This window comes from Weizmannia sp. FSL K6-0777, assembly GCF_038593185.1.
GTDB lineage: Bacteria > Bacillota > Bacilli > Bacillales > Bacillaceae_C > Weizmannia > Weizmannia faecalis.
Window position 1 is genome coordinate 520,580 of record NZ_CP151971.1, and the last position, 12,149, is coordinate 532,728.

A 12,149-nucleotide genomic window follows, 5' to 3' on the forward strand; every position below is an offset into this window, starting at 1 on the left:
AATCTGAATATTGGAGGCCTAAAAAGCAATGAGAAAAATCGGAATACAGGAAATAGAAGATATCGCAGTTGGAGCCGCCTTGCTGGGCACAGGGGGCGGCGGTGACCCGTACATCGGGAAGCTGATGGCAATCCAGGCAATTGAAGAATACGGCGAGGTCACTTTATTGGATGCGGAAGAAGTGCCGGATGATGCCCTGGTGGTTCCTTCCTCCATGATGGGCGCACCGACTGTCATGCTGGAAAAAGCGCCTAGCGGTGAGGAAGCATTCGTTGCCTTTCAAAAATTGGAAACGTATCTCGGCGATAAAATTTATGCTACTTTTCCCATTGAAGCCGGCGGGGTAAACTCCATGCTGCCCTTTGCGTTAGCTGCGAAACTGGGGTTGCCTGTTGTCGATGCGGATGGAATGGGGCGGGCTTTTCCGGAACTGCAAATGGTGACATTTTATCTGGACGGGATAGCTGCAACGCCGGCCGTTTTAGCGGATGAAAAAGGAAATACCGTTGTCCTTTCTACCATCGATAATGTTTGGACAGAAAGGATTGCCCGGGCAGCAACGGTCCAAATGGGAGGATCTGCGATGACTGCCATGTACGCGATGAAAGGGAGAAATTTAAAAGAAAGCGGCGTCCGCAATATTTTAAAACTCGAAGAAACCATTGGCAAAACGATCCGGAAAGCAAAGGAAAACAACGCAAATCCAATTCGGGAAGTTGTCAAAAGCGTCAAAGGGTTTCCGCTGTTTTCCGGCAAAGTGAAAGATATTAACCGTAAAACGGAATCCGGATTTGCAAGAGGGACAGCAACGTTTGAAGGCATGCATGAAAATAAAGGAGAGACGCTTACGCTTCGGTTTCAAAACGAGCATCTTTTGGCCCGGACGGAAGAACGTTTATTGTGCATGACCCCGGATTTAATCGCTGTTTTGGATGCGGAAACGGGGCTCCCGATCACAACAGAGGGAATTCGTTACGGCGCCCGGTGTGTTGTCATTGGAATTCCGTGCCATCCAAAATGGAGAACAGAAAAAGGACTGGCAACGGTCGGCCCGAAATATTTCGGATATGATGTGGACTATGTTCCGGTGGAAGAACTTGCAAAAGAAGGAGTGCGTTCATAATGGGAGTTTACCGTGTTGGAATCGACGTTGGCGGCACACATACAGATGCCGTTTTACTGGATGAAAAGAATACTGTGATTGCGGAAACCAAATCGCCGACAACGGAAGACGTGGCAACAGGCATATACCATGCGATGCATAAGATCATCAGTGATGCCAATGTTCCGCGCGATCAAATACAGTATGCCATGCTTGGCACGACACATTGTACAAATGCCATTGTAGAGAGAAAAAGATTAAACAATATTGCAGTTGTGAGGATCGGCGCGCCGGCCACATTGGCTGTGAAACCGTTGATCGGCGTCCCGGAAGATTTAAGGGAAGCGTTAGGGAAACACGTTTATCTCGTTCGCGGCGGCCATGAGTTTGACGGCCGGGAAATTACAGCGCTTGATACCGATCATCTTTTTCAAATTGCCAGGGAAATGGAAGGAAAAGTGGACTCCATTGCGATCACTTCCGTCTTTTCACCTGTTTCCCAGGGCCATGAGCACAGGGCAAGCGAAATTTTCAGGGAAGTATTGGGAGATGGCGTTGCGATTTCGTTGTCGTCCGAAATTGGTTCCGTCGGCCTGCTTGAACGGGAAAATGCAACCATTTTGAATGCAGCGGTTGTCAATGTTGCCAAAACAGCCGCAGAAGGATTTATTCAGGCACTTAAAAATGAGGGCATCAAAGCACACGTCTTTTTCGGGCAAAACGACGGCACGCTGATGTCGGTTGATTATGCCGTGAAATATCCGATTTTTACGGTTGCTTGCGGCCCGACCAATTCACTGCGCGGCGCTTCTTATTTAAGCCAATTGTCTGATGCGATCGTGGTCGATGTCGGGGGGACGACTTCGGATGCCGGCGTACTTGTCAACTCTTTCCCCCGGGAGTCATCGCTTGCCGTTGAAATCGGAGGGGCGCGGACAAATTTCCGCATGCCGGATCTCATTTCAATCGGTCTTGGCGGCGGGACAATCGTACGCATCCGCGATAGCGGGGAGTTCACAATCGGGCCGGACAGTGTCGGTTACAGGCTTCCGGAAAAAGGTTTGGTTTTCGGGGGAGACACCCTCACCACAACCGATGTGGCAGTAGCACTTGGAAAAGTGGAACTGGGCGACCCGGAAAAAGTAGCGCATCTTGACAAGAAAGTGATGCAGCAGGTGTATGGCAGAATGGTGGAAATGGTCGAAGAAGCCATCGATAAGATGAAAACAAGTGCGGCACCGGTTCCGGTCATCCTTGTCGGCGGCGGGAGTGTATTGCTGCCGGACTCTTTAAAAGGCGCGTCACGGGTCATCCGCCCGGAACATTCCGGTGTTGCCAATGCGATAGGTTCTGCGATTGCACAAGTCAGCGGCCAAATTGAAAAAATTTACGTCCTTGACGAAATAGGCAGGGAGCAGGCACTGGAATCTGCCAAATCCCAGGCGAAGCAAGAAGCGATCAAAGCGGGGGCAGATCCCGGCAGCCTTGTCATTGTGGATATAGAAGATGTCCCGCTCGCCTATCTTCCGGGAAATGCGACAAGAATCCGGGTGAAGGCAGCCGGGGAGCTGGGGCGGATGCCAGTTGCCTCGATTTAAATTCTTGGATGTTGAAGCCGGGAAAGCACGTGAATTCTAACTGGTGCCGGATAGAAATGAGAAATCTGCCAATGATGGATCTTTGGCAGATTTGCAGATGTCAGATGCTGCGATTTACATTTTCGGGTGCCCGCGACTATGTTGAACCGGGAAGCACGTTAAATCTAACTGGCGCTGGATAAAGTAAAGCCCCCTTTCATTGGAATGGTGGAATAAAAAATCTGCCAATGATGAATCATTGGCAGATTTTTAGCGGGGGGTCAATTTTTCTCCAACCAAACGAGTGTTGGGCAGGGAGCCCCGTCAGGTTTGTCAATTGTTGCTTCACGATGATCTATGGGTTTGTTCTTTCATAATATGATCTAATCGGGATAACCCTTTTTCTGCAGTATGCATCATCTCGTCAAACAATTCCTGCACTGTCGGAATCGTATGAATAAGGCCGACGACCTGTCCGGCCCAAGCATAACCTTTTTCTTCATTCCCGTCATAAATATAGTTGCAATTTGCGCTACCGCTAATCATCTCTTTCAGGTCTTCGTAGGATGCCCCTTCCTGTTCACGTTCCATAATATTCAAGGCAAAGCGGTTTTTCAAAACCCGGCCCGGTGCCCCTAATGTTCTCTTAATCACTACTGTATCCGTTTCTTTTGCATGCACGATTGCCTGCTTATATTTCTCGTGTGCATGAATACATTCTTTGGTGGCAATAAAACGGGTCCCCATTTGAATTCCTTCTGCGCCAAGAGCAAGGGCAGCCAATAATCCACGCCCGTCCCCAATGCCCCCGCCGGCGATTACAGGAACGGATACTTCGTCTGCAACCCGGGGAATGAGCACCATGCCGCCAATGTCGTCCCGGCCTAAATGGCCCCCGCCTTCCTGCCCGACGGCGATCACTGCGTCTGCACCCAATTGTTCAGCTTTTTGTGCTTGTCTTGTTCCAGCCACAAGCACAAGTGTACGAATGTTTTCTCCTTTTATCCTTTCGAAGACCGGTTGCGGGTTACCGCCACTGATGGAAATGGCTGGAACCTTTTCTTCAATGGCCACTTCAAGCAACTCCTCGTACCGGCCGTTATACCTTGCGATTGCAAAGTTTACACCGAAGGGCTTCCCGGTTAATTTTCGTACTTTGTGAATTGCATTGCGAAGTTTTTCAGGTGTTCGCAGCGTCGCGGCAGTGATTTGCCCCAGGCCGCCCGCATTGGAAACAGCAGCAGCTAATTCTGCATACCCGAGATAAGCAAGGCCTCCCTGGATAATAGGGTATTTTATTTTAAATATCTCCGTAATGCGTGTTCTCATTTTTACCGGCTCCTATTTGACTGAATTCCTTTTTTCTTTGTTAGGTGATAGCTTTGCCTTATCATATCACAGATTTCTTCCTCCGGGACGGTGCCGTCAAGAATAATGGAATTCCAATGCTCTTTGTTCAGATGGTATGCCGGAACAACAGCATGGTATTTCCGGCGATAAAAATCCAGCCAGCCGTTTTCACATTTCACATTGATCCAAATATGGCCGTTTCTTTCAAAAATCCAGGCGAATACTTTTTTGTTTTCTTTGTGGCGCATTAATGTCCAATTTTTATCTTTAAAGGGATAATCTTTATATGTATTTTCCAGTTTTAAACAGTAATGAATAGCGTCCTCTCTTGTTTTCATTTATGACCGCTCCTTCAACATGCTGCTATTTATATTATATAAAAACGTTAGGGGTTACCGTCATTTTTTCCTGCTTTCTTAACGTAGGCGTGCTCTATGTTAAGAAAGGTCATCGAATTTTTCTGCCTTCTTAACATAGGCGTGCTCTAAGTAAAGGAAGGACGCCGAATTTTCTCGCTTTCTTAACGTAGACGGGTTCTATGTTAAGGAACAGCGCCGTTTATTCGTATTTTTTGCTTTATATTGGTTTGAGTGGTGAAACTTTTTCAGCGTTCATCCTTCCTTTATCGTATTGTTGTTATTTTATTTTTTTGCGTCACGATTCCTGATGCAATTGGAATTCCCATGCCAATGATTACGATAGGTAAAAACCATTTACCAAACCCGTTTCCCCATCCCATTGCAATCACAATGGATTCCAATAAGATTAAAGCAAAGAAAATCAGACAAATATTTTTCAATTGATTTAGCAGTTTCCGGCTATGCACATAAAATTGTTTTGCATTTGATTCATTTAATCGATCAGGATAATTATAAATATGAGGGAATTTTTCCAAAACCTGCATCAATAGCGCAAGGATTGCCCCCACGCCGGGTAAAATCAAAAGTTCCCATTTTGATCCCCAACGATCGACTTTACCGGAGGCATCATAATGTCCGGGAACTTTTTCTGGAAGTTTCCCCCAAACGCTAACCAGAAAAATAATCGAACCAAAGAAAAATAAATAGCCAATGATGTCCCAAAACCATTCGCTTTTTGTCTTGGGAATTTTCAATTTGGGCCGCTTCCGGGAGTTTGGCATGCCATTTCCCCTCCAATCCAGTTTAAAAATTTTTTGTATACGACAGCGTCTCCAAGTGCAAGCTTTTTTACATTCCATGCCATCTTTATTTATATACGACAAAAGCAGCCAAATTCCTTATCAAATTTGAAATTGGTTTTTTTATCCGGACTTCTCTCTAGAGCGGGTTGTGTATGGTAAACTAATGATGTCTTTGCCACTTTGAAAGGGGCTCCAGTTTTTTCACCATTTGAGTCCATATGGAAAGAAGGAGAATAAAATTTGAAAATTAACCGGACGGGCGCATGGTTTCTGCTATTATTCTTCATGCTCTTTTGCAGCGGTTGCGGCCAAACCCAACCCGCTAACAGCCAGCCGGCAAAAGAAAAGCAGGTTCAGCAGGTAAGCACGGAAAAATCAGAGAGTAAAGCAGACAGCAAAACTGTTAACAAGACAGACAGCCATCATAAAAGTACTGCATCACTTCCAAAAGGAAAACTAAAGGTTTATTTTTTTGATGTCGGGCAAGGGGACAGCATTCTCATCCAAACGCCAAAAGGAGAAAATGTGTTAATTGATGGCGGGAATAATGACAAAGGTGATGATGTTGTCCGGTATCTTCGCCAGCTGCATGTCAGCCAATTGGATGATGTGATTGCCACCCATCCGGATGCCGATCATATCGGGGGCCTGGATACGGTTCTGGAAAACTTAAAAGTAAAAAATGTATATGCGCCGCGGGTCGTGAATACAACCAGAACCTATGAAGATTTTTTGCTGGACGTGAAAAATAGCAGACTTAAAATCAAGCAGGCAAAAGCGAACGTTGATACTGGACTGCAGGGGGCATCGATGAAGTTTGTCGGTCCTGTAAAAGATTATCACGAAGAGATGAATGACTGGTCGGCTGTTGTAAAACTTTCCTATGGGGAGAAAGGCACTTTTCTATTCACGGGAGATGCCCCTATCCGTTCTGAAGAAGATATGATTGCAACGCACCAGGATCTTTCGTCCCAGGTATTAAAAGTGGGGCACCATGGTTCAAAGACTGCAACAAGCCAGGCGTTTTTGGATGCCGTAAAACCGAAGTACGCGATTATTTCGGTAGCGAAGGTTAATTCGTACGGCCTTCCAAATGACGAGGTGATCAGTCGTTTAAAGGCGAATCATATTCAAATTTTCCGGACAGACGAAATGAAGACCATTTTAGCGGTGACAGATGGGCATTCCATTGAATTCCAGCCGGTTCCGTCTTTAACGCCGAATTATTCGTCTTCGGAAGAGGGAAATGCAACGGCTTCCGGAAAGGCTGCTCCGCCAGTAAAGCAGCCATCCCAGCAAACCACTTCTAACGGTACATTACAGGCGAATCTTGATGATCCAACGCCTCAGCAGTATGGTAAAATCAATTTAATGGTTACAGGTTTGACAGGCGCAACGTATCAGGCCACTTTTCATTATAAAAGCAAAGACACCGTCTATCAGGGAACGGTAGGGACGCCGCTTTCGGTTCGAATCAGCAGAGCGGCTCCTGGTTATGAAGTGCGGATTGATATAAAAGCTGTTGTAAAAGGGAAAACATATACCACCCATACTTCTTTTACCCCGCAATAAAGGAGGCCGTTTTTGATGACATATATTGTGGATCGGATCGAAGGGGAATTTGCTGTTTGTGAAAAAGAGGACCGGACGACTGTGGATATCCGTCTAAGTGAGCTCCCATCCGCTGTCAAAGCCGGAGACGTTCTCGTCGTCGAAGATGGAACACTGCGCATTGACAGGCAACAAACAAAGGAACGAAAAGCCCAAATCGAAAAATTGGCAGATGAGCTTTTTGAATAGGTAGCAGGGGGAAAAGGGTCAAACGGGGTACCAGTTGGGATATGGTCTTATCCAATAAGGGTGCGCACTGCCCAACTTTGAAAGAACGCGGGAATCCTTAAAGTATGCAGTGTTCAATTAGATTTTGGGGAGGGGGATTGTCTTATGCTATATTTGTAAGGACAAAATGAAGGTAAATAGAGACGGTTTGAAACTTTTAATCATCTCTGATAAACTACGCTATATATTTTATTCGCATTTTATGGGAGTACATTAAGGTTTAAACATCAACACGATTGATGCGTTGTTTATATCTTGGTGTACGCAGTAAGTGCGTGGATTGAAATTGTGAATTGGAAATTTACGTTTTTCTTGATTTTTACGTGTGTAGGCCAAACTACCAGGGTATGGGTATTGCCCCGATAGTTTGGCCTTTTTTTGTTCGGCAGCGGAATTTCAATATTAACAGACATTTATATGATATGAGTCCAATGAAAACAGATATAAAAAACATCTCTTTTTTTATGAACTCGTCACTTTTGATGCGGGGTTTAAAAAATATTAAATGTTCAAATTTTTGTGTTGCAGAGCAAGAAAATTTTTACTATAATTAATGTATGGTTAAATTTCCAATTCACAGAAGGTGGTAAAAATCAGATACATTGCCCATTTTGCTGAAAATAAAGAGCCTCATTATTTGGATGAGCATATTAAGGGGACGTATTTTCAAGCAAGACGTTTTAGCCATACGTTTGATCGTTACGGGATCACGGCCATTGCTGCGATTGCACATGACTTGGGGAAAAAGTCTAGTGCGTTTGTACAATACTTAAAAGCAGACAAAAAAATTCGCGGGTCAGTCCAACATGCTATTGGTGGTGTGATTGCGCTTTGTGACATTCTACAAGAGGTGCGGGATGAACGACTTATCATGGCTGCTCTGATAGTAGCGGGTCATCATACAGGGATGCCGGATCTACCAAGGTTGTCTGAGGAAAAGGTTCGTGAAGCCCCGCAATATTTGAAAGCAATTCCGGAGTTGTCACAAACAGAAATGCAAATGATTAAAGACATATTGAAACGATTTCCGGGATTGCCGCTCGGAGGAAAATCTGATCGTAAATCTTCATTTGCGTACAAAGAAATGCTGATGAGAATGTGTTTTTCTGCACTTGTAGATTCTGACTTTCTGGATACAGAACGTTATTTTGATTATGGAAAGAGTATAAAACGGCGGGGAAAAGCATTCAGTATACAACAACTGGATGAACAATTACAGAACTATATGCTTAAGTTGCGCATGGAAAGCCAGGATAAAGAGATAAATAGATATAGAAATGAAGTATATATGGCTTGCAGAGAAGCGGCAAAACAACCTTTGTTTTTTCGGGCGCTGGTTGTACCGACCGGGTTGGGGAAAACGTTGGCTTCGATAGCTTTTGCACTTGAGCATGCAAAAAGATTTAACAAAAAACGGGTGATTGTGGCGTTGCCGCTCGTGAACATCATTGATCAAACAGCCAGACAGTATCAAAAGGTTTTCGGGAAGGCATCCGTTTTGGAACAGCATTCCCAGCTAAGTTATACAGATGATAAAGGTGAGTCAATGGAGCGGGCAAGGTTGGCAGCTGAAAACTGGGATTCATTTCCGATTATTGTAACAACGACAGTGGAATTGTTTGAGAGTTTATTTTCAAACCGCACAAGTAAAGTAAGAAAGCTTCACCGTTTAGCAAACAGCGTGATTATTTTAGACGAATTTCAAAAATTGCCCATCCATGTTCTTGCACCTATTTTTCAAGCTCTGCACATATTAATGGAACATTTTAATGTCACTGTCGTTTTATGCAGCGCAACACCGTTGTCTTTCAAAAATGCTGAATTGGTTGGAAATATGGGTACGCCGGTAGAAATTTGTAAAAACCATGATCAACTGTTTGCAAGCATGAAACGGGTTGAATATACCCGGATTGAAAAGCCGCTAACTGTCTCAGAGCTTGTGGCCAGAATGAGAGAACACCCTGCTGCACTTTGTATCCTAAATACGAGGAAAGATGCCTTTCAGGTATATCGCGAAGCAATCAGCCAAAAGGTGAACGGACAGAAATTATATCATTTATCGAATCGGATGTGTCCTGACCACCGGAAAAAGGTGATCGAACAAATTAAAGAGGATTTAAAAAAAGAAAAGCCCATTCTTGTCATAACAACAACAGTAGTAGAAGCAGGAGTGGATTTGGATTTTCCAACAGTGTTTCGCGCAATGGCCCCGATTGACTCAATTGTTCAGGCTGCAGGAAGAAGCAACAGAGAAGGAAAACTGGACAAAGGAAAAGTGTTTATTTTCGAATTGATTGGAGGGGGGATGCCTGGCGGAATGTACCGCAAAGGAACGGAGCAAACGAGAATTTTATTGAATCATCACGGCACCGTTGCATTGCATGAGCCTTGGATTTTCGAAAAATATTTTCGGAGTTTATATACCCTCGGTGGAGACGACTTGCTGGATTCATATGGAATAACAAGCCTTAAACCTTTTTCATTTGAGAAAGCGAGCCGCTTGTTTCAAATGATTGATCAGAATACGGTATCCATCCTTTGCAAAAATTACCAAGATGAAAATGGACAAATTGAAAGATTGATTTGGATGTACAAAGAAGCTCCATATTTAACAAAGGAATGGTATCGTGAGGCACAGTTATTTGCTGTAAATGAATATGTGGACAGCAGTTTTTTTAGAGAGAATCAAAATCAGTTGGAAAAGATATCGGAAGGTTGGTATATTTGGCACGGTGATTATGACATGAAAACCGGGATTATGGATATGGACGAGGGAGGAGATTGATAGATGGGGAAAATTTTCCGGCTGAAAGTATGGGGCGAGTATGCACTGTTTACCAGGGTGGAAGCGAAAGTGGAACGGGTATCTTATCCAGTAATGACTCCGTCTGCGGCAAGGGGCATTTTAGAAGGCATTTTTTGGAAGCCAGAATTCAAGTGGCGAATAAAAAGCATCCATGTGTTGAAGCCCATTCAGTATTATTCTATTTTGCGGAATGAAGTTGCTTCAATTGTGCCTGGTAACATCGTCACGAGTAGACGGGATTATTTCACAGATGATAACCGGGAACGGCAATTGCGCCATTCAATCATGCTGCGTGATGTTGCCTATATTATAACGGCAGAAATGCAACTAGTAAACCTGACGATGGAAAATAAGAGGAAGTATGCATCTATGTTTTTGCGAAGAGTGAACAAAGGGCAGTGTTTTTATCGCCCTTATCTCGGGACAAGGGAATGTTCACTTCACTTTTCCCTGCCTGAAGATGATGATAAGGCAATACCCGATACAATGGACATTGGCCCAATGTTATTCGACTTAAAATATCCCAAAGATCCCGGACAAAAAAATGCCCGTGTCATTCCCTATTTCTTTGATGCCAAATTGGACCGGGGTGTATTGCATGTGCCTGAGTATCTGTATAAGGAGGTGGATGGCTGAATGTATATGCGCAGACTGGTGGAGTTTGCCGAACAGCATGCCAATGATTTGCCGCCGGTCGGATATGCCCGGAAAAGTTATCAATGGTTTGTTGTAATTACACATGATGACCGTTTTGAGTTTATTCAGGCTGAGCGGGGTGAACAGCGTGTTATTCCGAATCGCAGTCGTCAATCGGGTGTATCGCCTATTTTGCTTACTGACAAGGCGGAGTATGTATTTCAACTGCCTAAAAATCCCGCCAATGCAAATAGAGCAGCGGAACGCCACCTTGCATACCTGAAATTATTGAAAGAATGTTGTGAGGCCACACGCAATGAAGTTGTTCAAAAGATCGTGCGGATATTGGAAAGTAAAAGCTGGCAGCTCCCAGATGGCATGAAACCGGATGATTTTATCTTGTTTCGGACGGAAGCGGGTGACTTTCCCCACGAAGACAATAAAGTAAAAAAGTTTTGGGAGGATTTTCTATTAAAGAATAGCTCAAAGGAAGAGAACGATAGTGTTTGCTTCATTTGCGGACGTACTGCACCGGCAGTAAAACGCCATACCATTGAATTTTCTTTGGGGAAAGAAAGGACAAAGCTTATTTCGGCCAACAAAAGTGCCTATTTTTCATACGGACTAGAAAACTCAGAAATTGCACCTACATGTTTTGCATGTGAACAAAAATATGGACAAGCTCTCTCGTACTTATTGAGAAAATATCCTAACAAAAAGCAGCACGGTGGCCCTCATATGATGGAAATCGGCAATGTGACGTACGTGTACTGGACTGTGCAAAACGATCCGGAAACGACCAGCATGTTTACGTTTCTATCCGACCCGGATCCTGTTGCAGTCCGGAGAATTCTATCATCGCCGTTCAAACGGGCCGAAAATCACGGTTCTTTAGATCGTATATGTATTTTAGCACTTTCAGCAAACAAGGCCAGAATGGTTGTCCGCGACTATGCAGAGCCGCCTGTATGGAAGGTGAAAAACCAAATCCGGCAATTTTTTGATGCACAACAAATTGTGGGAGCGCCAAAACCGGCCAGCATTTATTTATTGGCGGCGTGCATGTACCGTGACGGCAGAAAGGAAATGCAGAAGGAAGATGTTCAGGACTGGATGAACTGGGCCATTTACGGGAAAAGGCTCTCCGGGCGGATTATAGCAAAAATGGTAAAAAGAATTCAGGCAAGAGGCGGTATGGCATGGATACATGCAGCAGCAATAAAAAGCTGGTTGATTAGTCAAAAAAAGGAGGAATGGACAGTGGATTTGGATCAAGCCAGAGTCACGCCGGCTTACTTGTGCGGCAGGTTGTTTGCGGTATTGGAAGCGGTACAATACGAAGCAGTAAAGGGAAACGAAACGATTGCTTCAAGGTTCTATGCGGCAGCTTCATCTACTCCAAGGACAATTTTCGGGCTTTTAATGAGAAATAGCAAATGGCATTTAAGTAAAATTAGTAAAGAAAACAAAGGATATGAAGTTCGTTATCAGCAAAGGATTCAATTAATAACCGGCCAATTGAAAGAATTCCCAGCTGTCCTTGATTTGCAAGGACAGGCTGAGTTTGCGCTAGGCTACTATCATGAAAGACAAGATATATACAAGAAAAAAGAAAATATGCCTGCTGATGCTGCCAATGTAAGTGATTTAAATAAAACCGTTGTTGAGGGGGAGTAA

At 44.3% G+C, this 12,149-nt stretch carries 10 protein-coding genes; 7 read left to right on the plus strand and 3 right to left on the minus strand.

Annotation, left to right across the window (positions count from 1 at the left end):
• Positions 1 to 28 precede the first annotated feature (28 nt).
• Both NST70_RS02445 and NST70_RS02450 read left to right on the plus strand, forming a co-directional pair.
• Positions 29 to 1,123: a DUF917 domain-containing protein gene (locus tag NST70_RS02445; protein WP_014096174.1), complete on the plus strand. Its 1,095-nt coding sequence runs from the start codon at positions 29 to 31 to the stop codon at positions 1,121 to 1,123.
• Complete coding sequence (locus tag NST70_RS02450; RefSeq protein WP_328192666.1) at positions 1,123 to 2,700, plus strand: hydantoinase/oxoprolinase family protein; 1,578 nt, start codon at positions 1,123 to 1,125, stop codon at positions 2,698 to 2,700. The genes NST70_RS02445 and NST70_RS02450 overlap by 1 nt, the downstream gene beginning before the upstream one ends.
• A gap of 324 nt (positions 2,701 to 3,024) precedes the next feature.
• On the opposite strand, the gene NST70_RS02455 is transcribed toward NST70_RS02450, so the two are convergent.
• The 3 genes from NST70_RS02455 to NST70_RS02465 form a co-directional block, all read right to left on the minus strand.
• The gene (locus NST70_RS02455; RefSeq protein ID WP_342475649.1) at positions 3,025 to 4,008 is read right to left on the minus strand and encodes a nitronate monooxygenase; all 984 of its coding nucleotides are present in this window, start codon (positions 4,006 to 4,008) and stop codon (positions 3,025 to 3,027) included.
• 2 nt (positions 4,009 to 4,010) lie between these two features.
• Positions 4,011 to 4,367 (minus strand): MmcQ/YjbR family DNA-binding protein, encoded by a 357-nt coding sequence (locus NST70_RS02460; RefSeq protein WP_061577657.1) that lies wholly within the window; start codon positions 4,365 to 4,367, stop codon positions 4,011 to 4,013.
• 284 nt (positions 4,368 to 4,651) lie between these two features.
• The gene (locus tag NST70_RS02465) at positions 4,652 to 5,170 is read right to left on the minus strand and encodes a DUF1648 domain-containing protein (protein ID WP_061577658.1); all 519 of its coding nucleotides are present in this window, start codon (positions 5,168 to 5,170) and stop codon (positions 4,652 to 4,654) included.
• Between the two features lie 261 nt (positions 5,171 to 5,431).
• Between NST70_RS02465 and NST70_RS02470 the strand changes: the two genes are divergently transcribed.
• The 5 genes from NST70_RS02470 (at position 5,432) to cas8c (ending at position 12,149) form a co-directional block, all read left to right on the plus strand.
• Positions 5,432 to 6,763: a ComEC/Rec2 family competence protein gene (locus NST70_RS02470; RefSeq protein ID WP_342475650.1), complete on the plus strand. Its 1,332-nt coding sequence runs from the start codon at positions 5,432 to 5,434 to the stop codon at positions 6,761 to 6,763.
• A 15-nt stretch (positions 6,764 to 6,778) separates the two neighbouring features.
• Positions 6,779 to 6,991, plus strand: a complete 213-nt coding sequence (locus NST70_RS02475) for a DUF3006 domain-containing protein (protein ID WP_260832379.1) — start codon at positions 6,779 to 6,781, stop codon at positions 6,989 to 6,991.
• A gap of 676 nt (positions 6,992 to 7,667) precedes the next feature.
• Complete coding sequence (locus NST70_RS02480; RefSeq protein WP_061577661.1) at positions 7,668 to 9,815, plus strand: CRISPR-associated helicase/endonuclease Cas3; 2,148 nt, start codon at positions 7,668 to 7,670, stop codon at positions 9,813 to 9,815.
• Positions 9,816 to 9,818: 3 nt separating this feature from the next.
• Positions 9,819 to 10,472 carry a type I-C CRISPR-associated protein Cas5c gene (gene cas5c / locus NST70_RS02485; RefSeq protein ID WP_061577662.1) on the plus strand — a complete coding sequence of 218 codons (654 nt, stop codon included), beginning with the start codon at positions 9,819 to 9,821 and terminating at the stop codon, positions 10,470 to 10,472.
• A gap of 18 nt (positions 10,473 to 10,490) precedes the next feature.
• Positions 10,491 to 12,149 (plus strand): type I-C CRISPR-associated protein Cas8c/Csd1, encoded by a 1,659-nt coding sequence (gene cas8c / locus NST70_RS02490; protein ID WP_342475653.1) that lies wholly within the window; start codon positions 10,491 to 10,493, stop codon positions 12,147 to 12,149.